The organism is Bradyrhizobium sp. C9, from assembly GCF_002532045.1.
In the GTDB taxonomy this organism is placed as follows: Bacteria; Pseudomonadota; Alphaproteobacteria; order Rhizobiales; family Xanthobacteraceae; genus Bradyrhizobium.
In genome coordinates this window covers 99,088-120,576 of record NZ_NWTG01000023.1, presented here as the reverse complement: position 1 = coordinate 120,576, position 21,489 = coordinate 99,088, and the positions used below count along the sequence as shown (strand labels likewise).

The 21,489-nt window shown below is 66.0% G+C and carries 20 protein-coding genes; 6 read left to right on the top strand and 14 right to left on the bottom strand.

Features of this window, described 5'->3' with window-relative positions; genetic code table 11:
- Nucleotides 1-537: TCP-1/cpn60 chaperonin family protein (locus CO675_RS32095; RefSeq protein WP_283808132.1), on the top strand; the 537-nt coding region annotated here is incomplete at its 5' end.
- 80 nt (nucleotides 538-617) lie between these two features.
- On the opposite strand, the gene CO675_RS32090 is transcribed toward CO675_RS32095, so the two are convergent.
- Nucleotides 618-3,977, bottom strand: a complete 3,360-nt coding sequence (locus tag CO675_RS32090) for an adenylate/guanylate cyclase domain-containing protein (protein WP_198964820.1) — start codon at nucleotides 3,975-3,977, stop codon at nucleotides 618-620.
- A 185-nt stretch (nucleotides 3,978-4,162) separates the two neighbouring features.
- Nucleotides 4,163-5,008: a DUF3313 domain-containing protein gene (locus CO675_RS32085; RefSeq protein WP_245453012.1), complete on the bottom strand. Its 846-nt coding sequence runs from the start codon at nucleotides 5,006-5,008 to the stop codon at nucleotides 4,163-4,165.
- Between the two features lie 268 nt (nucleotides 5,009-5,276).
- On the opposite strand from CO675_RS32085, the gene CO675_RS32080 reads away from it, so the two are divergent.
- Complete coding sequence (locus CO675_RS32080) at nucleotides 5,277-5,879, top strand: TetR family transcriptional regulator (protein ID WP_245453011.1); 603 nt, start codon at nucleotides 5,277-5,279, stop codon at nucleotides 5,877-5,879.
- Nucleotides 5,880-5,923: 44 nt separating this feature from the next.
- Here CO675_RS32080 and CO675_RS32075 read toward each other — a convergent pair whose 3' ends face one another.
- Entirely contained in the window at nucleotides 5,924-6,763 is an 840-nt protein-coding gene (locus CO675_RS32075) for a LysR family transcriptional regulator (RefSeq protein ID WP_097675761.1), read from the bottom strand.
- Between the two features lie 125 nt (nucleotides 6,764-6,888).
- Between CO675_RS32075 and CO675_RS32070 the strand changes: the two genes are divergently transcribed.
- Complete coding sequence (locus tag CO675_RS32070; protein ID WP_198964819.1) at nucleotides 6,889-7,482, top strand: cysteine hydrolase family protein; 594 nt, start codon at nucleotides 6,889-6,891, stop codon at nucleotides 7,480-7,482.
- A gap of 9 nt (nucleotides 7,483-7,491) precedes the next feature.
- Entirely contained in the window at nucleotides 7,492-8,121 is a 630-nt protein-coding gene (locus CO675_RS32065) for a glutathione binding-like protein (protein WP_097675759.1), read from the top strand.
- Nucleotides 8,122-8,143: 22 nt separating this feature from the next.
- On the opposite strand, the gene CO675_RS32060 is transcribed toward CO675_RS32065, so the two are convergent.
- The 10 genes from CO675_RS32060 to CO675_RS32015 form a co-directional block, all read right to left on the bottom strand.
- Nucleotides 8,144-9,640, bottom strand: coding sequence for an AMP nucleosidase (locus CO675_RS32060; RefSeq protein WP_097675758.1), 1,497 nt, complete (start codon nucleotides 9,638-9,640; stop codon nucleotides 8,144-8,146).
- 100 nt (nucleotides 9,641-9,740) lie between these two features.
- Nucleotides 9,741-10,091, bottom strand: a complete 351-nt coding sequence (locus tag CO675_RS32055) for a DUF779 domain-containing protein (RefSeq protein WP_097675757.1) — start codon at nucleotides 10,089-10,091, stop codon at nucleotides 9,741-9,743.
- A gap of 80 nt (nucleotides 10,092-10,171) precedes the next feature.
- On the bottom strand, nucleotides 10,172-11,680 hold the full coding sequence (adh, locus tag CO675_RS32050) for an aldehyde dehydrogenase (protein ID WP_502693430.1): 1,509 nt from the start codon (nucleotides 11,678-11,680) through the stop codon (nucleotides 10,172-10,174).
- A gap of 196 nt (nucleotides 11,681-11,876) precedes the next feature.
- Nucleotides 11,877-12,833: a helix-turn-helix domain-containing protein gene (locus CO675_RS32045; RefSeq protein ID WP_097675755.1), complete on the bottom strand. Its 957-nt coding sequence runs from the start codon at nucleotides 12,831-12,833 to the stop codon at nucleotides 11,877-11,879.
- Between the two features lie 309 nt (nucleotides 12,834-13,142).
- Nucleotides 13,143-14,294, bottom strand: a complete 1,152-nt coding sequence (locus CO675_RS32040; RefSeq protein WP_097675754.1) for a DUF2778 domain-containing protein — start codon at nucleotides 14,292-14,294, stop codon at nucleotides 13,143-13,145.
- 425 nt (nucleotides 14,295-14,719) lie between these two features.
- A complete protein-coding gene (locus CO675_RS32035) occupies nucleotides 14,720-15,415 on the bottom strand; it encodes a DUF899 family protein (protein WP_097675753.1) in 696 nt (231 codons plus the stop codon).
- 78 nt (nucleotides 15,416-15,493) lie between these two features.
- Nucleotides 15,494-16,996: a glycosyltransferase family 39 protein gene (locus tag CO675_RS32030; RefSeq protein WP_097675752.1), complete on the bottom strand. Its 1,503-nt coding sequence runs from the start codon at nucleotides 16,994-16,996 to the stop codon at nucleotides 15,494-15,496.
- A gap of 7 nt (nucleotides 16,997-17,003) precedes the next feature.
- Nucleotides 17,004-18,137: a glycosyltransferase gene (locus tag CO675_RS32025; protein ID WP_097675751.1), complete on the bottom strand. Its 1,134-nt coding sequence runs from the start codon at nucleotides 18,135-18,137 to the stop codon at nucleotides 17,004-17,006.
- A gap of 273 nt (nucleotides 18,138-18,410) precedes the next feature.
- Nucleotides 18,411-18,614 (bottom strand): hypothetical protein, encoded by a 204-nt coding sequence (locus CO675_RS32020; protein ID WP_097675775.1) that lies wholly within the window; start codon nucleotides 18,612-18,614, stop codon nucleotides 18,411-18,413.
- Between the two features lie 67 nt (nucleotides 18,615-18,681).
- Nucleotides 18,682-19,053, bottom strand: coding sequence for a hypothetical protein (locus tag CO675_RS32015; RefSeq protein ID WP_097675750.1), 372 nt, complete (start codon nucleotides 19,051-19,053; stop codon nucleotides 18,682-18,684).
- 141 nt (nucleotides 19,054-19,194) lie between these two features.
- Between CO675_RS32015 and CO675_RS32010 the strand changes: the two genes are divergently transcribed.
- Nucleotides 19,195-20,034 carry a DUF72 domain-containing protein gene (locus tag CO675_RS32010; protein ID WP_502693428.1) on the top strand — a complete coding sequence of 280 codons (840 nt, stop codon included), beginning with the start codon at nucleotides 19,195-19,197 and terminating at the stop codon, nucleotides 20,032-20,034.
- A 10-nt stretch (nucleotides 20,035-20,044) separates the two neighbouring features.
- Nucleotides 20,045-20,506: a DUF488 domain-containing protein gene (locus tag CO675_RS32005; protein WP_097675748.1), complete on the top strand. Its 462-nt coding sequence runs from the start codon at nucleotides 20,045-20,047 to the stop codon at nucleotides 20,504-20,506.
- Here the strand turns inward: CO675_RS32005 and CO675_RS32000 are convergent.
- Nucleotides 20,503-21,417, bottom strand: a complete 915-nt coding sequence (locus CO675_RS32000) for a PhzF family phenazine biosynthesis protein (protein ID WP_097675774.1) — start codon at nucleotides 21,415-21,417, stop codon at nucleotides 20,503-20,505. The two genes, CO675_RS32005 and CO675_RS32000, sit on opposite strands and share 4 nt — an antisense overlap.
- Nucleotides 21,418-21,489 lie beyond the last annotated feature (72 nt).

Genomic DNA, 21,489 nt, shown 5'->3' with positions numbered 1-21,489 from the left:
CTCGCCAAGCTCGCAGGCGGCGTCGCGGTGATCCGCGTCGGCGGCGCGACCGAAGTCGAGGTGAAGGAGCGCAAGGATCGCGTTGATGACGCGATGCATGCGACCCGCGCGGCTGTCGAGGAAGGCATCGTCCCGGGCGGCGGCGTCGCCCTGCTCCGTGCCTCCGAGCAGCTCAAGGGCCTGCGCACCAAGAACGACGACCAGAAGACCGGCGTCGAGATCGTGCGCAAGGCGCTGTCGGCTCCCGCTCGCCAGATCGCGATCAACGCCGGTGAAGACGGTTCGGTGATCGTCGGCAAGATCCTGGAGAACAAGGCCTACAACTACGGCTTCGACTCCCAGACCGGCGACTATGCCGACCTCGTCAAGAAGGGCATCATCGACCCGACCAAGGTCGTCCGTACCGCGATCCAGAACGCTGCCTCGGTTGCCGCGCTCCTGATCACCACGGAAGCGATGGTTGCCGAGCTGCCGAAGAAGAACGCCGGCGGCCCCGCGATGCCTCCGGGCGGCGGCATGGGCGGCATGGACTTCTAAGTCCGGCCACGCAAGGCGATTTACGGAATGCAAAACCCCGGCAGCGATGCCGGGGTTTTTGTTGCCTCCACCGTCGTCCGTCAGGACGCACGGGAGTGACGCGCCGGCCGATCCAGCTGGCGGAGCAGTTCGTCGGCATCGCGGATCTCGGCGAGATCCTGCCCGGCATCGAAGCATGCGCGCACCGGCGCAAGCACCTCCGGCACCGCATCCGTCCGGCCATTGCCGGCATACAGCCGCGCGATTCCAAGCGCGCTGCGCAGTTCGAAAGTCCTCGTCCGCTGCCTTCGCGCAATCTCGAGAGCGCGGTGGAAAGCATCCTCGGCACCAGAAATGTCGGGGGTGTCGCGGCGCGACCGCAGCTCGCCCAACACGCGGTACAGCTCGGCATCGAGCCAGTGCTGCCCGGACTGCTCCGTTGCGTCGATCAACTCGTTGATGATGTCGAGCCCCGCCTCGACATGCCCCGCCTTCGCATTCGCCACCGCGATCTGCAGTCCCCAGAAGGGATCAGAGAGGTAGCAGTCGTTCTCGTGAAGCAATGTCCAGCCGCGCTGCATCTCTGCGAGACCTGCCGCCAGGTCGCCGGCACGCCACTTCGCCAATCCATTGAGATAAGTGCCGGCGGCGACATACAACGGCATGGTGTGATCCTGCGCCAGTCCGAGGGCAAGGATCGTCTCGGTCTGCCGCAACCGGCTGCCGCACAGCCCGTCGAAGACGGCCTTGTGAACCAGCGCATTGGCGCGCGCGAGCGCACGCTGTTCCCCGGAGACGCTCACCGCTGCGCCCGCGAGCTGCCGGGCTCGATCGATCTCGCCGCGCGGCCAAAGCACGAGCGCCAGGAATCTCATGATGACGAACGGCAGATCGAGCGTCGATGCCTTGAACGTTGCCGGATCCGGCTCGGTCGCATAGGCAGCAAACGCCTTCTCGAGATGGATGCCTGCATTCAGATAGTCGCCCGCAAACCAGCAAGTCACCCCGCTGGTCCAGCCCGCGACGATCGTCGCCACCGGCGATTCCGGATGCCGTTCCGCCGCGCCCATGATCGCCTCCGCCAACTCCCGCATCGGCGCGAGCTCGCCGTGGGTCAAGCAGGCGTTGAAGAGGCCCGACTGGATCGGCGCCAGTTCGATTGGATCGTCAATGTCAGAGGCGAACCGCCGGGCGCGCGTCCAGGCGGCCACCGTCTCGGGCGCGCTGTGCCCAAGACTGCCGCGCAGCGCGCGACCGTAGGCGATTTGCAGATGCAGCCGGCCGATCATCCGCCCCGGCTCGTCGGGCAATTGATCGGCGATGGCGACCGCCTTGCCGAGATGTGCGATCGCCTCGCGATAGGCCGAGCGCTTCAGCGCCTGCTGACCGGCCTTGCGCCACCACGCCAGCGCAGTCTGGCCGAGCCCTGCCTCGGTGAAATGATACGCAACGACTTCCGGCTCGATCTCGGCGATCTCGGCAAACTTGGCGCGCAGCACATCGCCGATCTGCTTGTGGAGCAATTGCCGGCGGCTCTTGAGCAAGCTCTCGTAAGCTGCTTCCTGGACCAATGCGTGCCTGAAGCTGTAGTTCGCATCCGGCGGCGTGCCCCGACGCAACAGCAACTCCGCCTCCTCGAGCTGGGCGAGCGCCGCGGCAAGCGTCAGGTCATCGCGACCGGCGACGCTGCGTAGCAGTGCGTACGAGAACTCACGGCCGATCGCAGCGCCGATCTGCGCCACCTCCTTGACCGGCGCCAGGCGGTCGAGTCGGGCCATCAGCGAGTCCTGCAGCGTCGCCGGGATCGCCAGCGGCGGCAGCGGATTGTCGAGGCGGTAGCGTCCCGCATTCTCGACGAGCAGCCCCGACTCCATGACCATCTTGGTCAGCTCCTCGACGAACAGTGGGACACCATCCGTCCGCTCGATGATCTGTGTCATCATCTCGCCGGGCAGCAACCGGCCGACAGTCACCTGCTCGATCAGGGCGCGGGTGTCCTGCCGGTCGAGCCGGTCCAGCCGCAGCAGGCTGACATTGGCAAGCCCCGCCCACGGCGGTTCGAACTCGGGCCTGAACGTCATCAGCATGAGGATCGGCAGTCCCCTGATCCGGTCGACCGCGAGGTCGAGCAATTCGAGCGACGTGGCATCGGCCCAATGCATGTCTTCGCAGACGACAAGCACCGGCTGCTGCCGGGCAAGGCCCTCGAGCTGGTCGAGCAGCGCTGCGAATGTCTGCCGCCGCTGCTGGGCCGGGCTCAGCCCGAGCGGCGGATAGCGCTCGCCGGTCGGGATCGACAGCAGCGCCGCGATCAGCGGTGTCACGCTGGGCACATGCTGCGTCCCGAGCGCCAGCATGGCCTCGAGCTTGTCCAGCTTCTGCTCCGGCACATCTTCGACGCGGATGCCGGCGGCACGCTCGAGCTGGGCGACGAAGGGATGCAGCGCGCTATTGGTATGATACGGCGAACATTGATACCGCACACGGCGGTGCGTCCCGGACGCGAGGCCGTCGGAGAGCATCGCGACGATGCGTGATTTGCCGATCCCCGCTTCGCCCGATATCAGCACCGCCTGGCCCTGGCCCTGCCACGCCAGTTGCTGACGCGACAGCACGAATTCGATCTCCGCCTTGCGACCGACGAAGCCGATCGAGCGCGCGGTCCGCACGGCCTCGAAGCGGCTTTCCGATGCCGGCTCGCCCTCAACAGCCCACACTGCGATCGGCTCCGAGATACCCTTGACCTCGCGACGACCGAGGTTGCGAAGCGTGAACAGATTGCCGAGCAGCCGGCGTGTCGAGGACGCAACGACGACCACGCCCGGCTCCGCCAGACTCTGCAGCCGCGCGGCAATGTTCGGTGCATCGCCGACCAGCGCCTGCTCCTCCGACGCACCGCCGGAGACGAGGTCGCCGACCACGACGAGCCCGCTCGCAATTGCGATCCGCACCGCGACACCCTCGTCGGCTCGGGTCTCGAGCTTGCCGATCGCGGCGATGACGTCGAGGCCGGCGCGCACTGCGCGCTCCGCATCGTCTTCATGCGCCCGCGGGTAGCCGAAATATGCGAGGACCCCGTCACCGATAAATCTGGCAACGACGCCATCATAAGTCGCGATGACCTGCGCACAGGCCGCGCGATAGGCGCGAATGACCTCCCACATATCCTCGGGATCGAGACGAGCCGACAACGCCGTCGAGCCGACCAGGTCGCAAAACATCACGGTAAGATGGCGTCGCTCGGCATCGTGCGATGAAACCGGCGCGGCGATCAGTTCGGCCTGATTGAAATCGGCAATGGCACGCAGCATCTTGCGGCGATGGCCGAGCAGGACTCCGAGCCTGTCGAAGTCTTCATCCGTCAATTCGGGAAGAACACCAACGTCGATGCCGTTCTCGGCAAAACGCAGCGCGTATTGCCCAAGCCCCAGCTTCTCGAGCCATTCCGCAATCTGCTGCATTGGCACCACCGACGGGTTGACGGCTGGCCGAATGGACCACGGCAAACAGACGTTATCGCAATCTGTCTGTGCTGGCACCTTCTGTTTTGCGGCAAGTCCGCGCAGAGCAGGATACGCGAATTGTGCCAGGGCGGTGCTCCGTTACAGCCGTGTGCACGCGAACATTCGTACGCGTGCCGGCCGGCTCACTCCACCTTCGCCGCAACCGGGCCCTTGTCGGTCCAATCCGGCGGCACGCCGGCGCTGTCGCCGACCATGCCGACGAGACCCGGCGCGCGCCCGAACGCCTCGCAGGCCGGATATTTCGGCGCGCCGCCGAGCAGGAAGCCCAGCCGCTGCATCGAGGGCATCGACGGCACACCGCCGAACGGCGTCACGCCGGTGACCAGCATCTGGCTGAAATCGCCGCCGAACGATGCCGCAAGGCCGTACGCATCCCCCTCCTCCGACATTCGCCCGTTGTCGAAGGCACTGGCCGCGCGGCCCCAGACCATCGCGGCCTTTTGCTGTCCGGCTGGATCACGCGCCTCGGCCTCAAGTGACAGGCTGCCGAGCCCCACCGGAATGCGCGGAACGGGCACCGGCACGCCGGGCAATAGAATCGTCTTCGCCACCGACACACCCTTGGAGACGCCGACCGCCGTCGGATCGGTCGGCACCACATGGGTGATGACAGCGTGAACGGTGAGGTCAGCCGGCTCCGACGCAACCACGTAAAAGCGTTCGCTCAGGCCCGCACACAACGCACGATCGGCGGCGTTGGTGACGAGCCTGCGCTGCACAGCCGTGAAGGGCACCGACGTTCCGTCGGAGAACACGGTGGGCACGATCCTGATCGTCTTCGCCGCCAGCACCTCTTCCTTGCTGACCCGCAGCTTCGAACGGGTCAACATCCCGTCCGATTGCTCCATATTGTCGTAGGAGCGGAGCGAACCGGCCTGATCCAGCGTCGCCGTCGCGCAGCCGGAGACCATCAGGCCGAGCAGCGTCGCCGCGGCCCAACCGCTGAGCTGTGCCCCCCGCCCGCTCACGAATCCACTTGCCGCCGGAATCGGTTCGATCCGGCATACGCGCGAGCAGGTTGTCATTGCGGCCCCACCGACTTACACTAAGTGTAATTATTACACTCGGTGTAAGTATCGTGTTGGGCAGTTTTATGGCGTGACCGCCGGCTGCGACCGGAAGACGCAGGACCAACCACGCCGCCACGCGCGTTGATGCCGATGGCCACGCGAACCTGAGGCCACAAAGCGATTTTGTCGTGACGACAATTCATGAGAAGAGCGGCGGATGCCGGAGATGCTGACGAAAACCCAGACGCCTGCAAAGACTGAAGGCCTGCGCGAGCGAAATCGCCGCGAGACGCTGCAACGCATCGCCGATGTCGGCATGGAGCTGTTTCTGGCCAACGGCTTTGATGCGACGACACTGGATGAGATCGCGGCGGCGGCCGGCATCTCGCGCAGGACCTTCTTCTACTATTTCAGGAGCAAGGACGACATCCTGCTCGCCCACATCGCCGGCTATGACGACGCGCTCAGGGCATCGATCCGCGACCATGCCGCCGCCGGCGAGCCGATCGACGTCGTCCGCGAGGCCTTCCTGGACATGGCTGCCCGCTTCCAGACCTCGCGAACGGTTGCGATTTCGCGCCTGATCCGCGAGAGCGACGTGCTGAGCTCCCGCAAGCACCGCAGCGATCAGCATCGGGAGCAAGTCGTCTACGAGACGCTGTGCGAATTGTGGCCGGGCAAGGACCGCCGCGACCGCCTCCGCCTCGTCGCGATGGCCGCGAGCGGCGCACTGCGCATCGCGGTCGACGCCTGGCTCGAGCAGGGCGGCAAGCGCCAGCTCACCAAATACGTCCAGGACGCCTTCGCCAATCTGAAGGCCGCGATCTGATCCGCGTCCGGGATGCGCGTCGCGCGAGCCCGGAATCCTTCGAGTTAGCCGCTGCGCGCGGCATCCTGGAAGCAGGCGCGCAGCCAGTCGATGGTGACGCGCGTCGCCGCATCGCGCTTGAGGTGGCTTTGCACCAGGAGCCAGACGTCGCGCCGCTTCGGCAGCAGCGTGGCGCGCAGACGGCGGTCGGTCATCAGGTCGACGCAGCTATGCTCCGGCAGCACGCCGACCGCTTGATGCGACTGGATCAGCCTGTGGATGATCCGAACATTATCGGTCACGCAGCGCGCACGCAGCCGCTTCGCGCGCAGGAACTGCATTTCCGGAATCCCGCCGAGCTCATCGGGATAGGCGCACGTCACCGCCTCTCCCGCCGTCGTCGCGACCGGCTCGAAGAAATACAGCCTGACTTCGGCGAGCTTCGAGATCGCAAAGTCGCCCTTGTCCGGCTTGCGCAGGCGGATCGCCAGATCGGCTTCCCAGCGCGAAAACTTGACGTTGTCGCTCGAGGTCAGGAATTGCAGCGTCAGGCCCGGATTGGCGCGCAGCAATTCGCTGGTGCGCGGCGCCAGCACTTCTTCCGCGATCGCATTGGTGGAAGCGATGCGCAGCCGGCCGACCGGGCCGGGCAGGCTTTCGCCGATCCGGCCGATCTCCTCGGCATGCGCGGCCATCGCCTGGACATGCGCGAGCACCACGTCGCACTGCCGGGTCGGCTTGCGGACACCGTCGGCAGCCTCGAACAGCCGCAGCCCGAGCGCGCGCTCGATCCGCGCCAGCCTGCGGCCGACCGTGGTCTCGTCGATCCGCAGCCGCGCGCTGGCGCCGGCATAGGTGCCCTCGTCCTTGACGGCCGCGATGATGCGAAGGTCGTCCCAGTTCATGGCGTCAGGCTACATCGCATCCGGCTTGCCTGCAATAACGCAGCCACCGGCTGCAATATCCCTGCATAACGGCAGGCCGCTCCGCGGCTATATTTTCGCAAGACGCATCCTCCGGAGTTCTCACCATGACCGCAGCCAAAACCTTGATGCAGCTTGCCGGCATCGACCTCACCCCGCCCCGCCTCGGCGACAGCTGCCTGGTGCTGATCGATATCCAGAACGAATATCTCGCCGGTCCCCTGGCCCTGCCCGACGCCAGCCCCGCGATTGCGCGCGCCACCGCATTGCTCGCCCGCGCGCGCGAAAGCGGCGCTGCGATCATCCACATCGCGCACAAGGGCGCGCCGGGAAGCCTGTTCGATCGCAGCGCGGAGCGGGGCGCGATCGTCGCGCCGCTCAAGCCGCGGCCGGGCGAGATCGTGATCGAAAAGCAATTGCCGAACGCATTCGCCGGCACCGACCTCAACGCGCAGCTTGCCGCGACCGGCCGCAAGGAACTCGTGCTCGCCGGCTTCATGACGCATATGTGCGTGAGTTCGACCGCCCGCGCCGCGCTCGATCTCGGCTTCCGCACCACCATCGATGCCGAGAGCTGCGCGACCCGCGACCTGCCCGACGGTGTCGGCGGCACGATTGCCGCAAAACTCATTCACGACGTCGCGCTCGCCGAACTGTCCGACCGCTTCGCGATCATCGCCCGCGGCAACGCCCTCGCCTGAGACATCGCCATGCTCGAACTCTATTTCTGGCCGATGGCCTGCTCGCTCGCCAGCCGGATCGCGCTGATGGAGGCCGGCATCGACGCGCGCTACCGCATGGTCCATCTCTGGACCAAGAAGGTGCTGGAGAACGACGGCGACTTCCGCGCCGTCGCGCCGAAGGGCGCGGTGCCGGTGCTGGTGCTTGAGAACGGCGAGCGGCTGACGGAGAGCGCGGCGGTGCTGCAATACATCGCGGACCTCAAGCCGGAACTCGGCCTCGCGCCGCCGGCCGGCCATCCGGACCGCTACCGGTTGCAGGAATGGCTGAGCTTCATCGGCACCGAGATCCACAAGGGATTTTTGTTTCCGACCTTCTGGTACAAGGACGATGCATCGCTCGCCAAGCCGCGTGCCAGGATCGGACAGACCTTGTCGGTGCCATCAGCGCATCTTGCCGACCGCGAATTTCTGGTCGGCAACCGCTTCACGGTAGCGGACGCGCATCTCGCCTGGGCTCTCTTGTTGCTTCGCTCCGCCGGCGTCGATGTGGCGCAATGGCCGCCGCTGGCCGCCTATCTCGGACGCATCCAGGCGCGGCCGCAGGTCAAGGCCGCGATCGGCACCGAGATGCAATTGTGGAAGAGCGTCGCGGCGTGATCGCCGCGCGTCCGGCGCGGCGTTACTGAAACGCGACCTCGGCGAAGCTGCGCAGCTTGCGCGAATGCAGGCGCTCGGATTCCTGCTGCTTGAGCCGTTCCAGCGCTTTCAGCCCGATCTGGAGGTGCTGGCCGACGCGCTGGCGATAGAACTCGCTCGCCATGCCCGCCAGCTTGATCTCGCCATGCAGCGGCTTGTCGGAGACGCACAGCAGCGTGCCGTAAGGCACGCGGAAGCGATAGCCGTTGGCGGCGATCGTCGCCGATTCCATGTCGAGCGCGATGGAGCGCGATTGCGACATCCGCCGGATCACCTGCGGCCCGCTGATCTCCCAATTGCGGTTGTCGACGCTCGCGACCGTGCCGGTGCGCATCAGGCGCTTGAGCTCGAAGCCGGTGAGCCCGGTCACCTCGCCGACCGCCTCCTCCAGCGCGACCTGCATCTCGGCCAGCGCGGGGATCGGCACCCACAGCGGCAGCTCGTGATCGAGCACGTGATCCTCGCGGACATAGCCATGGGCCAGCACGTAGTCGCCGAGCCGCTGCGTGTTGCGCAAGCCGGCGCAATGCCCGATCATCAGCCAGGCATGCGGCCGCAGCACCGCGACGTGATCGGTGATGTTGCGCGCGTTCGATGGACCGATCCCGATATTGATCAGGGTGATGCCGCGATAGCCGGGCTCGACGAGATGAAACGCCGGCATCTGCGGCACGCGGTCCGATGCGGTCCCGATGGTGCCGCCGCCCGCCAGCGCGCTGCGCGTGATCACATTGCCGGGCGCGACGAACGCCTCGAGGCCCGCCTCGCCCGCAGCGAGACGCTGCAGGCTCGATTGCGCGAAGGCGTCGACATAGAACTGGTAGTTGGTGAAGATCACGAAATTCTGGAAATGCTCGGGATCGGTGCCGGTGTAGTGATAGAGCCGACGCAGCGAGTAATCGACTCGCGCGGCGCGGAACAAGGCGAGCGGCTCGGGCGTGCCCGGCGAGAGTTCAAACGTGCCGTCGGCGATCGCATCGTCCATCGCCGCTAGATCAGGCGTATCGAACACGTCGCGCAGCGACCTCGTGAACGCCGAGCTGTCGGCGATGGTCAGCGCCGCCTCGATATTGATGTCGCGCCGGTAGGCGAAATGGATCGGAATCGGCTCGTTGGACTCGCCGATCTCGACCGCCACGCCATGGTTCTTGACCAGGAGCCCGATTTGCTCGGTCAGATAGGTCCGGAAAATGTCCGGCCGGGTGATGCTGGTCTCGTGGACGCCGGGTCCCGCGACAAAGCCGTAGGCGAGACGGGAATCGAGCCGGGCGTGCGACGAGGTCGTGATGCGGACGAACGGGTAACATGCGCGCACTCGCGTCGTGATCACGGCGCCGTTGACATAGGCCTCGAAGCGACTGCGCAGGAACCCGGTGTTGCGCTCGTAGATCTCCTCGAGACGGGCAACGGCCGCGCTAGCCTCGACGAACGCTTCGGTCGTGATCGGCGGTGGGGTTTCGATGGGAGGTGTAGGAGACATTGTTCGCTTTGCACCGGATCCGTTGCCGAGCTTGGACTCGCCCTGGATCAGCGCAGTATAGCGACAATGGCCTCCAGTTCCAGATCGACCCCGGACCGCCCTAGTCCGGGTCGCGCGGCGGCAGCGCGCAGATCTCGGACCGGGTCAGGAACCGGCGTTCGCGGCCATTGTCGAGCGAGAACATGCCGCCGCGGCCGGGGACGACATCGATGATCAGATCGGTGTGCTTCCAGACGTCATATTGCGAGCCGCTGATATAGAACGGCGCCCCGCCGATCTCGCCGAGCTTGACGTCATGATCGCCGATCAGGAAGTCACCTTGCGGATAGCACATCGGCGACGAACCGTCGCAGCAGCCGCCCGACTGGTGAAACAGCACCGGCCCATGGTCGGCGACGATCTCGGCAATCAGCTCCAGCGCGGCCGGCGTCGCGGTCACCTTGTCAGCCATCTCGGCCTCCGTGATGGAGGCTCCGGCGGGACACCCCGCCGAAGCCTGTCGCGTTCGTCCGCAGCCCGCGGCCTGAGACCTCAGAAGAAGCCGAGCTTCTTGGGGCTGTAGCTGACCAGGACGTTCTTGGTCTGCTGGTAGTGATCGAGCATCATCTTGTGCGTCTCACGGCCGATGCCCGATTGCTTGTAGCCGCCGAACGCCGCGTGCGCCGGGTAAGCGTGATAGCAATTGGTCCAGACCCGGCCGGCCTGGATGGCGCGGCCGAACCGGTAGCAGCGATTGGCATCGCGGCTCCAGATGCCGGCACCGAGACCGTAGAGCGTGTCGTTGGCGATCGAGAGCGCTTCGTCGTCGGTCTTGAAGGTGGTCACGGACACGACCGGTCCAAAGATCTCCTCCTGGAAGATGCGCATCTTGTTGTGGCCCTTGAAGACGGTCGGCTTGACGTAGTAGCCGCCCGACAGCCCGCCGCCGAGATTGTTGCGCTCGCCGCCGATCAGGACCTGCGCGCCCTCCTTCTTGCCGATGTCGATGTAGGAGAGAATCTTCTCCAACTGCTCGGAAGATGCCTGCGCGCCGATCATCGTGGTCGGATCGAGCGGGCTGCCTTGCGTGATCGCCTCGACGCGCTTCAGCGCGCGTTCCATGAAGCGGTCGTAGATCGACTCCTGGATCAGCGCGCGGCTCGGGCAGGTGCAGACCTCGCCCTGATTGAGCGCGAACATCACGAAGCCTTCGACCGCCTTGTCGAAGAAATCATCGTCCTCGGCGCAAACATCGCTGAAGAAGATGTTGGGCGACTTGCCGCCGAGTTCGAGCGTCACCGGGATCAGGTTCTGCGACGCATATTGCATGATCAGCCGGCCCGTCGTGGTCTCGCCGGTGAAGGCGATCTTGGCGATCCGGTTCGACGATGCCAGCGGCTTGCCGGCCTCGAGGCCGAATCCGTTGACGACGTTCAGCACGCCCTTCGGCAGGAGGTCGCCGACCAGTTCGAGCCAAACCAGGATCGAGGCCGGCGTCTGCTCGGCGGGCTTCAGCACGACGCAGTTTCCGGCAGCAAGCGCGGGCGCCAGCTTCCAGGTCGCCATCAGGATCGGGAAATTCCAGGGAATGATCTGGCCGACCACGCCGAGCGGCTCGTGGAAATGATAGGCGACCGTGTCGTGGTCGATCTCGGAGAGCGAGCCTTCCTGCCCGCGGACCACGCCGGCAAAGTAGCGGAAGTGGTCGATCGCCAGCGGGATGTCCGCGGCCATCGTCTCGCGGATCGGCTTGCCGTTGTCCCAGGTCTCGGCGGTCGCGAGCTTGTCGAGATTGGCCTCCATCCGGTCGGCGATCCTGTTGAGGATCAGCGCGCGCTCGGCCGGGCTGGTCTTGCCCCAGGCATCCTTGGCTGCATGCGCGGCATCAAGCGCCGCCTCGATATCCGCAGCGTCCGAGCGCGGGATCTCGCAGATCGGCAACCCGGTCACCGGCGAGATGTTGTCGAAATACTTTCCGGAGCGAGGCTCGCGCCATTCGCCGCCGATGAAATTGCCGTAGCGCTTGGCGAACGGCGCCTTGAGCACGGACTGCATGTCCATCTTGTTCATGTGTTCCTCCGTTGGCACGCCGATGCACACGGCGTTGGCTCCGACGGTCGATCAAATCATGCGCGCAGAACAGGGGCCCGCGTCAGGCGCCGACGGGAACTGTCGCAAATCTGAGACAGAGTGCGCCGCCAATTGGCGGCGGCGCGACATCGCCTGGGGGCTGAACCCGGCCCCCGGCGGAAACGCCCTAACGATGCAAGCCAAGCAGCTTCAGCTTGCGGTGCAGTGTCGCGCGGGACATGTCGAGGTCCTTGGCAGCCCTGGACACGTTGCCGCCGGCCCGCGCCAGCGCGCGCTGCAGCACTGCGCGTTCCGCGGCAACGAGGCCGCCATCATCGCGGGTCTCACCGATCAGATCGGCGGCCGGCAGCGGCCGCGCCAGCGACGCCGCCGTGAGGCCGAGCGCACGGCGCGCGGCACGCGTCGCACCGACCACGAGGTCGTCGCGATCGACCGCCAGCAGCGAATTCACGGCGCGCTCGCTTCTCGGCGTCAGGAGAATACGTGCGTCGGGAAACGCCCGGCGGAAGTTCTCTGCTTCGATCGCGCGCGCGGCATCGGTAACCGTGGTCGCGATCAGACGGGAGAATCCGCCTGTCAGGTCGGCCCGACAGGAGGAGACGTCGAGCGCGGCGGCCAGTTCACCGTGCTCGTCGAAGACCGGCGCAGTGGTGCAGAACAGGGCGGAATTGCGCGTGAAGAAATGCTGCTCGCGATCGATCGACAGCGGCCGCTTCTCGACGATGCAGGTGCCGATGCCGTTGGTCCCCTCATGCTTCTCGCTCCAGACCGCACCGGTCCAGAGCCCCCATGCGTCGAACGTCGCGTCATCCGCGTTTGCGCCGCGCCGGTCGACGACAACGCCGTCGCGGTCGGCGAGCAGCACCGAACAACCGACCCCGCCCACGGCAAGGAACAGCCGGTCGAGCGTCCGCTGGGCGACCGCCAGGAATTCGCCGAGACGCTGCTGCGCGGCGGCGACGTCAGCCTGCTGGAGACGATACGAAGGCAGGCGGCTCGCCGGATCGAGCGCGTGCAGATGACCGGAACGACGCCACGACGCCGACAGGTCGGAGGGCGCTCCGCCTCCGGCCAGCACGTCGAGAACCTTGTCCGTATGCATGACACCTGGCGACCGGCTCATGCTTCCCTCCCTGCTCCGCGGGCTCTGTGACCCTCGGGAGCGCGGCGTTGTTGGCCCTGGCACCCCTATATTTTGCAGAATATAGCGTGCCCCGAGGGCTTTCAAGGGAAGGGCTCATTGCGGCGCTTCCGGAACCCGTGTAAGGTCCCAAGCCACCTGCCCTGAGGCAAGCCGCGCACGGGTGTCAGTCGCCGCGGCATCAATCAACCGCCGTCCCCATTCTCGATCCGCGCCCCTCCCATCGGGCGATCGCGGCCGGCACATGAAGACGTTCGTGTTGTCGAAAAGCCGTGATCCGGAAGGACCGCGCTACTGGATCCGCGCGAGCACCGCGAGGCGGCGGATGCCCTTGTTACGGTAGGCATCGAGGAACGCGTAATAGTCCTTGAACGAGACGCAGCCGTTGGAGTCGCCGTTCGGGCCGAGCATGAAGGTGTGCGCGAGCAGGCCGTCGCGGTTGAAGATCTTGCCCTCGCCGCCGATCGGATTGAGCCGCAGCGCCGGCACGCCGTGGAACAGCGCCTCGCGCGGCTTGAGCTCGTAGATGTGCGGTGGCGTCACGCCGACCATCTTCATATGCGAGGACCTCGGATCGTCGAGCCGGGAGCCGAGGCCGGAATGCGCCTCGAGCCGCGTGCCGTCCGGCAAATACACGGTCTTGGCCGAGATGTCGTAGACCGCGGTCTGGCGGTCATAGGGCGGCGAGCCGCCGAGCATCGGGTTCTGGTCCAGCGTCGACGGAATGCTGCCGGTGACATTGGCGTCGGCGGAAGCGAAGGAGAGCAGCCCGCCGCTCGACTCGCGCTTGCCCCACAGCTTCTCGACCATGGTCTGCCGCTCGCTCGACGCGATCGACAGCACCGCGGCCTTGGCGCGCGCGGCCATGTCGCGGACGCTACCGGATTTCGTCGCCTGCTTGGCCTCGGGCGCCTTCTCGGCCGCCTTCTCAGTTCCCTTGGGCTCAACCGTCGCAGCGGGATCGTTGAGCGCCACCTTCAGATTGGCGGCGGCTTGCTTCTTGGCGGTCTCGACCGATTTCGGCGCCGGCAACGGCTTCGATGTCTCGGCGAGTTCTGCCGTCGCCACCGCCCTCGCCGCGACGGCGACCTTGGGTTCAGCGGCCTGCTTGATCGGGTCGATCTGCGGTGCGGCGTCGGCCACGACGCTGGACGCGACGCCCGCGGGTGCGGCGGCCGCAAACCGATCATTAAACATAAGTGACGGTGTCGGGGCTTCCGACTTCGCGACCTCGGTCTTGGCAGTGGTCTTGGCGGGCGCCGCCGGCGCGGGCGTCAGGGACGCGAACACCTCGTTGAACGAAGGTGCGGGCCGCGCGGCAACGGCGACCGGCCGCTTCACCGCCGGCGCTTCAAACGACGCATTGCCTACCGACGGATAGACGCTCGCCGCAAAGATGTTGGCATAGACCGTCCATGCGCAGCCAAGCACCAGCCCCGCCACCGCGGCGCTGCCGAGGAAATGCTGTGGGAGGATTTTTCGGGAGGATTTCTTGCGGCTTGGTGCCCCAAGAACATACGCACTCGCACTCGTACCCATACGCCCGGCGCTCAAAACAGGTCCACCTTTGTCCCTCACTCGACGCATCGTCGAACGGTGTTCGGCTCAACGTCGCGCGGGGGCACAGACGGCCATTAAGGCGACTTTTAGTTAAATGCGACTTAACCGGATGCGATCCCCTGCAACGCGGGAAGTGCCTGTGGCGTAGGGCTTTTTTAAGATGACATTGGACCGCCAAAACGGCTTTTTTGTCCCATGATGGGACATTCCGGCACGCGGCTCGGTTGCGGCATACCGGAATAAATTCGGCGGAGAATTTCCTTGCCGATCGCCCCGTAATCGCGCGGGGATCGAGCAAAAACCGTCTCTCAATAGCCGAGCTTCGGATACCAGTCCGCGCCACGCCCCTCGCGCGTGGTGTCGAGCAAGGTCCAGAGCGGATCCAGATCGGGCGCGCCGCGCGGGTCCTGGCCGGGGTCGACCGTGCCGGCGCCCATTTCGCCGGCCCAGAAATGCCGGATCACGCCGTTCTCGCGGGTGAAGACATTGTAGCCGGGCACGTCGCTGTCATCCTTGCTGACATAGTCGCGCGTGTAATCGCCCGACGCATCCGAATAGACCTTGTGACGCGTCCAGCCGCGCGCCTTCTTCGCCTCGATCAGCCGCGCGATCGGCGAACGCGCCACGAACACGAACGCCACGCGCTGCTCGATGTCAGGCAGCTTCTCCTCCCACGTGCCCATGAACGACGTGCACATCGGACACGGCTTCTCGCGCTGCGGGCCGAACATGTAGCTGTAGATGATCAGCGTCTGCTTGTTGCCGAAGAGATCGGCGAGCGAGGCCGCGCCGGACTCGCCCGTGAACTCATAGGCTCTGGTCACCTCGCCGCCCGGCGGCAGCGCGCGGCGCAGCTCGGCGACGCGTGCGATGTGCCGCCGCAGCTCGATCTCCTCGACGAGCAGCGCCTGGCGCGCCCGACGATACTCGGCGCTCTCATTGGGAAAGCGCCTCGTGTTGGTGCTGGCGAGCTCGGCGGCGGGCTTGAGGACGGAACTGGTCATGGTTGGAACCTCGCGTGGTTGACGGGCTCCCTGGAAGACGAGCCGGAACCGGACGACCCGACATCAACGGCGACGGTTTTACTGCAGTTCCGGCGGCGGCGAGCGGTCGAAGACCTCGCCCTTGGCGCCGTCGAGCAGATCGAGCGCGTAGGTCTCGATCACCAGCGGCCCGCGCATGCGCTTGGCCTCGGCCACCGTTTCGACATGAGCAAAATTGTCGCGCACCGAGGCCGGCATCGTCTGCTCGACCTCATGCACATACAGCAGCTTGCCGGACAGCTGCGCCGGGCTCGGCTCGGGCATGTTGACCCAGCGAATGCGCTGGCCCTGCTGGGCGACGCAGGTGCCCTTGGGGAGGTAGAAGGCCAGCCAGCCGGTGGTGCCGTAGTCCGGCGCCAGCACGCAGCTCGCGCCGGACCGCGCGCGCGCCGCCTCGATCTCGCCCGCGAGCTCCTGCCAGCCGACGCCGACGCTGCGCACGGTGGCGTCGCGGCGGTAGCCCGAGAGCATGCCGGTGTTGGCCTGCACGATCAGCAGCGCGAACAGCACGACGCCTGTGGGCGCGGCCCAGCGGCGGCAGAAATCGATCGTGCGCTGCTGTCGCGGCGCCCACTGCACCTGGATTGCCGCGACCGCGGCCGCCACCGCAAAGGCCGGGTAGACCGGCGCGAACCAGTTGGCTTCGACACGCGCATGCAGCGCGTGCCAGGTGAAGTAGACCACGATGGTCCAGAACATGGTGTTGACCAGCACGCGCGCGGGCATCGCGCCGGCGCGGCGCCGGTAGAGCGCATAGAGGCCCATCACACCGAGGATGAAGACCAGCGGCGTTGCGAACGCAAACTGCGTCGGAATCAGCTCGGCGATGTAGTTCGGCCGGAAGTCCTCGATCCGGGCGCGGCCCATCTGCTTGATGAACGACACCCAGTGGTGATCGGCATTCCAGAGCACGACCGGCGCAAACAGGCCGGCCGCAACCAGGCCGCCGAGATAGAGCCATGGCGAGAGATACCAGCGCCGCAGCTTGGGCACGACAGCAAGCCAGATCAGGATCGCGGGTCCGAAGAACAGCGCCGTGTATTTCGAGAGCAGCGCCAGGCCTGCGCTGACGCCGACCGCAAGCCACCAGGCGCCGCGGCCGCTCTCCAGCACCTTTGCCAGCGAATACAGCAGGAAGCTCGCCGCAACCAGCAGCGGCGCATCCGGCGTCACGATCAGCGTGCCGACGGCGGCCATCAGCGTGACATTGAGCAGGATCGTTGCGCTCGTTGCGATGCGCTGGCCGCCGAACAGGATCTCCGCGGCCCGGTAGATCGCCCAGCTCATCGGCAGCGCGAGCAGGATCGACACCAGCCGCACGCCGAACGGCGTGTCGCCCGCGATCATGGTGCCGAGCCGGATCACGATCGCCACCATCGGCGGATGGTCGTAATAGCCGCCGGCGAGCGCCTTCGACCACATCCAGTAATAGGCTTCGTCGAAGGTCAGCGGCGTCCATGCGGCGGCGGCCAGCCGCAACACGACCAGCGCGCACACCGCAAGAGCGGTGTTCCGGGCCAGCCGCGCCTCGTTCGCGTTCATGCCACCGTCATCGCTTGCGCCAGACGAACAGCCCGGACATCGCGTAGTTCCACACCACGCCCATCAGCGCGCCGGCCGCGCCCGCAAGCCACCAGATCGGCTCCTGGTCGTAGACCGAGAACGCGACGCCGACATTGGCGAGCAGGCCGACGCTGCAGACCAGATAGAACAGCAGCAGGCCGCGCAGGATGCCAAAGCCCTTCAGCCGCTGGTCGCGATAGGTCAGGAAATTGTTGAGGATGAAGTTGCTGGTCATGGCGACGATCGCACCAGTGGCCTGGGCCTCCGGGAACGGCGCCTTGAAGATTTCCAGCGCGATGAACAGCACGCTGAGATGCACCAGCAGGCCGAGCCCGCCGACCGCCGCGAACAGGATGAAGCGCAGCGAGATCAGGTCGTTGGTCAGCTTCGCCAGCACCAGGCCGAGGAAGTCGAGCGCGACCATCGAGTCTAGCTTGCTCTCGCCATGCTGGCGGGCGCCGAACGTATAGGGAATTTCGACCGTGCGCAGCTTGCCCTCCGCCGTCGCCACGACATCGAGCAGGATCTTGAAGCCCTGGGTCGAGAGCTGCGGCGCCAGCTGCTCGAAACGGTCGCGGCGGATCATGAAGAAGCCGCTCATGGGGTCGGCGATCTCGACCTTCAACGAGCGGCGCGCGATTTCGGTAGCGAAGGCGCTGGCACCGGCGCGCTGCTTGTTGAAGCCTTCGGTCTTGTAGCCCTCGATATAGCGGCTGCCGACGACGAGCTCGGCCTCGCCGCACTGCAGCAGCGCGAGCATCTTCGGGAGCTGGGTCTCGTCATGCTGGAGATCGGCGTCCATGACAGCGGCATAGGGCGCGCTCGACGCCAGGATGCCCTCGATGCAGGCGCCGGACAGGCCGCGCCGGCCGATCCGGCGGATACAGCGCACGCGGGAGTCCTTCCGCGCCAGAGCGCGCACCACGTCCCAGGTACCGTCGGGCGAATTGTCATCGACGAAGATGACCTCCCAGGACACGTCCTTCAGGGTCGCGTCGAGCCGGCGGTACAGCACCGTGACATTGTCGCGCTCGTTGAAGGTCGGGACGACCACCGAAAGCTGCGGCAAACTTGCTGCCTGCGAGGCGGTTTCGGGGGCTAGCTTGATGGCGTCATTCATGAGCGCCAGCGTATAGCCGCAGCCTCCCCCGCTGCCAAGGCGGGCCGGCCCAAACGCGGTCTCGGAAAGCGGGAAAACGGGGCAAAATACCCCTTAAAATGCCAACGACCACGAACAAGGGGCGCGCGTACATCCGGCGCAGCCGACATTGTCGTGGTCGTCCCAGCGCCGAAGCCCTTAAAGCTCAACGTCGCCGTTATGAGCCAGATAGGAAGCCCTCATGCGATCCGCAAGGGGCGGTCTGCAACGGGCGGTCTGCAACGGGCCTTGGCACTAGTTGTTCGGGACTTCCCGGATCACCGGGCCGCGCGGGGCCGCTGGCGCGGCCTCGGCGGCGGGCGCCGCCTGCGGCTGCACGGCCGCGGGCTGGGTCGGGTTGCGGAGCTGGCTCGGCGACGGCCCGTAGATGAACGCGGCCGCGAGCGCCACGGCTGCGACCACTGCGCCCAAGAAGCCTGCCGTCGATTGTGAGCTCATGCCGATCATCCCCTCGCCTGCGCGGATTGATATCAAAAATCGGCCGGCCGCAACAGGATTCGGGAACCTATTTCGCCGCGGCCCTGCGCCGGGTGAAGGCGGTCACGATGTCCTTCTGCGCCAGCTCGATCGCGCGGTTGGCGGTGGTCAGATTCGCGTCGGCATCCTGCTTGGGAAACTGCAGCGACAGGAAGTCGATCAGCGACACCCGAAAATTCTGCCGCTCCGAGGGACAGACATTGGCGATCAGCAAGCTGAATTCCTGGTCGGACATCGCCTTGTTGCTGTCGCGGGGATATTCGCGGGCGAGACAATTCCAGTAGGCGTCGCGGCCGGTGATCGCGAGCTTGTGCGCATCGTCGACCTCGTCGGCCATTGCAGCGGACGATATGGCAGCGGAGGACGTGATCAGGAAGGCGGCCGCAACCAGCATGCGCATGTGTTGTTCTCCATTTTGGCGCATCGTAGCGAAGAGCGACAACCACGATAAGCTCTCGCGCGGCAATCTGGCAAACTGGCCAATCACGATTATTTTGATTACTCTCGATCCCTGTTTCCCCTCCTCGCGATGAGTGCAGTCGTGGCCAAAGCTCCCACCAAGGCGACCAAGACAGAGACCAAGACAGACGCAGGCAACATCTATATCGGCATCGGCGGCTGGACGTTCGAGCCGTGGCGCGGAGTGTTCTATCCCGAGAAGCTCACGCAGGCGAAGGAGCTGTCCTACGCCGCCTCCAAGCTGACCTCGATCGAGATCAACGGCACCTATTACGGCTCGCAGAAGCCGGAGAGCTTTCGCAAATGGGCCAGCGAAGTGCCCGATGGATTCATCTTCTCGCTGAAGGGACCGCGCTTTGCCACCAACCGCCGCGTGCTCGCCGAGGCCGGCGATTCGGTGAAGCGATTCTATGATTCGGGCGTGCTGGAGCTGAAGGACCGGCTCGGCCCGGTGCTCTGGCAGTTCGCGCCGACCAAGAAGTTCGACGGCGCCGATTTCGGCAAATTCCTCGAGCTGTTGCCGCGCAAGCTCGACGGCCGCGCGCTGCGCCATGTCGTCGAAGTGCGCCACGACAGCTTTTGCGTGCCCGAGTTCATCGCTCTCATTCGCGAGCACCAGGTGCCTGTGGTGTTTGCCGAGCACGGCAAGTATCCGGCGATTGCCGACGTCGCCAGCGACTTCGTCTATGCCCGCTTGCAGAAGGGCAATGACGAACTGAAGACCTGCTATCCGCCGAAGCAGCTCGACGCCTGGGCCAAGCGGTTTCAGGACTGGGCCGGCGGGAGCGAGCCGGACGATCTGCCGAAGGTCGACAAATCAGCGCCGAAGAAGGCGCCGCGCGACGTGTTCGCCTACGTGATCCACGAGGGCAAGATCCGCGCGCCCGCGGGCGCGATGGAACTGATCGAACGGGTGAAGTGAGGGAGAGCCGATGGCGAAGGCGAAAAAGCTGTTCACCATCGGCTACGAGCAGACGCCGTCGAAGGCCGTGCTCGACGAACTGCAGCACGCCGGCGTCAAGCTCTTGGTCGACGTCCGCGCGGTGGCCTCCTCGCGCCGCCCCGGCTTCTCCAAGAGCCAGCTCGCCGCGGGCCTCGACGAACGCGGCATCGGCTACGTCCACCTCCGCGGCCTCGGCACGCCAAAGAGCGGACGGGAGGCGGCGCGCAGCGGGCAATATGGCCTGCTGCACAAGATCTATTCGGCACACCTGAAGACGGTGCAGGCCAAGGAGGAGCTCGACGAGCTGTCGGCGCTCGTCAAGAAGTCGGGCCCGGTCTGCATCCTCTGCTACGAGCGCGACCACGAACACTGCCACCGCCGCTGGATCGCCGAGATCATCGAGGAGCGCGACGGCGTCAAGATCGATAATCTCGTGGCGCCGCAGGTCTAGCCCTTACCCTCCAGGCGCAACGTCCCCTCCATCATCTGCACGCACGCCCCGCCGACATGTGCGGATAGGACTGCGCCATCCTGCTTGCGCACGCGGGTCAGCAGCAGGCTCGGCCGGCCCATGTCAAAACCCTGGCCGACCGTCAGCTTCAGGGTGCCGTCGCGCAACGCATCGAGCGTGGCAAGCAGCGCGGCCGCGGCAACCGTGGCGCTGCCGGTGGCCGGGTCCTCGATCAGACCGCTCGATCCAGGAAAGAACATCCGTGCCTGCAGGTCGCAAGACGCCTCTGCGACGGGCACGTCGCGCGTGTAGAAGTAGGCGGAGAATGCGCCGTCGCGCGGGAAGAAGCGTGCGAACGCTGCCGCATCCGGCTTCGCCCGCCGCACCGCATCGCGCGATGCGACCTCGAAGACCAGGAACGGCGTTCCGACGCCGACCACCTGCGGTGCCTGGCGATCCGTCCTGACGTCGTCTGCCGTAAGCGAGATCAGGCTCGCGACCTCGGCGGCGGAGAACTGCGCCAGGCGCGACAGCGGCTGCGGTGCGGTCAGCTCGGTGGCAACGACCCTGCCGCCCTCCCGCGCGATATCGACCGGGACCAACCCCGCCTTCTCCTCGAAGATCAGACGCGGCTTCGCTTCCTTCGCAAGCTGTGCCAGCACGAAAGCGGTGCCGACATTGGGATGGCCGGCAAACGGCAGCTCTCGGACCGGCGTGAAGATGCGAACCTGGGCGTCGTTGGCCTTGTCCTGCGGCGGCAGCACGAAGGTCGTCTCGGAATAGTTGAACTCGGTCGCGATCGCCTGCATCTGTTCAGTCGACAGCCCTTCGGCGTCGAGCACCACGGCGAGCGGGTTGCCGCCGAAGGCGCGGTCGGTGAAAACGTCGACGGTGATATAGCGGCGCTGCATCTTGCGTGTCCTTGTGCCGGTCATTCCGATGGCGACATCGTAGCACAGCAGCAACGACGCTCTTCAGAGCAC

Excerpts from the sequence above, each read along its gene's own strand:
- CO675_RS32090 (WP_198964820.1), bottom strand. The coding sequence starts at position 3,977 with ATGCAGCAGATTGCGGAATGGCTCGAGAAGCTGGGGCTTGGGCAATAC.
- CO675_RS32080 (WP_245453011.1), top strand. The coding sequence starts at position 5,277 with ATGCTGACGAAAACCCAGACGCCTGCAAAGACTGAAGGCCTGCGCGAG.
- CO675_RS32075 (WP_097675761.1), bottom strand. The coding sequence starts at position 6,763 with ATGAACTGGGACGACCTTCGCATCATCGCGGCCGTCAAGGACGAGGGC.
- CO675_RS32070 (WP_198964819.1), top strand. The coding sequence starts at position 6,889 with ATGACCGCAGCCAAAACCTTGATGCAGCTTGCCGGCATCGACCTCACC.
- CO675_RS32065 (WP_097675759.1), top strand. The coding sequence starts at position 7,492 with ATGCTCGAACTCTATTTCTGGCCGATGGCCTGCTCGCTCGCCAGCCGG.
- CO675_RS32060 (WP_097675758.1), bottom strand. The coding sequence starts at position 9,640 with ATGTCTCCTACACCTCCCATCGAAACCCCACCGCCGATCACGACCGAA.
- CO675_RS32055 (WP_097675757.1), bottom strand. The coding sequence starts at position 10,091 with ATGGCTGACAAGGTGACCGCGACGCCGGCCGCGCTGGAGCTGATTGCC.
- adh (WP_502693430.1), bottom strand. The coding sequence starts at position 11,680 with ATGGACATGCAGTCCGTGCTCAAGGCGCCGTTCGCCAAGCGCTACGGC.
- CO675_RS32045 (WP_097675755.1), bottom strand. The coding sequence starts at position 12,833 with ATGAGCCGGTCGCCAGGTGTCATGCATACGGACAAGGTTCTCGACGTG.
- CO675_RS32035 (WP_097675753.1), bottom strand. The coding sequence starts at position 15,415 with ATGACCAGTTCCGTCCTCAAGCCCGCCGCCGAGCTCGCCAGCACCAAC.
- CO675_RS32030 (WP_097675752.1), bottom strand. The coding sequence starts at position 16,996 with ATGAACGCGAACGAGGCGCGGCTGGCCCGGAACACCGCTCTTGCGGTG.
- CO675_RS32025 (WP_097675751.1), bottom strand. The coding sequence starts at position 18,137 with ATGAATGACGCCATCAAGCTAGCCCCCGAAACCGCCTCGCAGGCAGCA.
- CO675_RS32020 (WP_097675775.1), bottom strand. The coding sequence starts at position 18,614 with ATGAGCTCACAATCGACGGCAGGCTTCTTGGGCGCAGTGGTCGCAGCC.
- CO675_RS32015 (WP_097675750.1), bottom strand. The coding sequence starts at position 19,053 with ATGCGCATGCTGGTTGCGGCCGCCTTCCTGATCACGTCCTCCGCTGCC.
- CO675_RS32005 (WP_097675748.1), top strand. The coding sequence starts at position 20,045 with ATGGCGAAGGCGAAAAAGCTGTTCACCATCGGCTACGAGCAGACGCCG.
- CO675_RS32000 (WP_097675774.1), bottom strand. The coding sequence starts at position 21,417 with ATGCAGCGCCGCTATATCACCGTCGACGTTTTCACCGACCGCGCCTTC.